Source organism: Burkholderia sp. Bp8991, from assembly GCF_003853795.1.
GTDB lineage: Bacteria > Pseudomonadota > Gammaproteobacteria > Burkholderiales > Burkholderiaceae > Burkholderia.
The window spans coordinates 1-281 of the sequence record NZ_QTQJ01000098.1 but is presented as its reverse complement, the minus strand read 5'-3'; the positions used below and the strand labels follow the sequence as shown (position 1 = coordinate 281).

1 pseudogene is annotated in these 281 nt (G+C 60.1%); it reads left to right on the top strand.

What is annotated here, in order from left to right:
- Positions 1-281, top strand: a pseudogene (locus tag DIE02_RS35320) (hypothetical protein); the annotation flags it as partial.

The following is a 281-nucleotide window of genomic DNA, read 5'->3' as shown; positions in this document are numbered from 1 at the left end:
ATGCGAATGGAAGCGCGTCGGACATTGAACACCGAATGGTTCGACGGCGACGGCCACGTGATCGGCGAGGACGGCAAAAGCGCGATGCCCGAAGGCTACAAGGATTGGCGCGACAAACAGATCGTCGATTGGCTCGATCGCGGTGCGACCAACAGCCCGACGAATCACTCGACGACGATGACGAACCCCGAGCATGCCGAAAAGGCGCTTGCGTATGACGTTGCGGTGGGCCTGTGCTACATCACGCCCGAACAACTCTACGACTTGCGCATCGAGGCGGA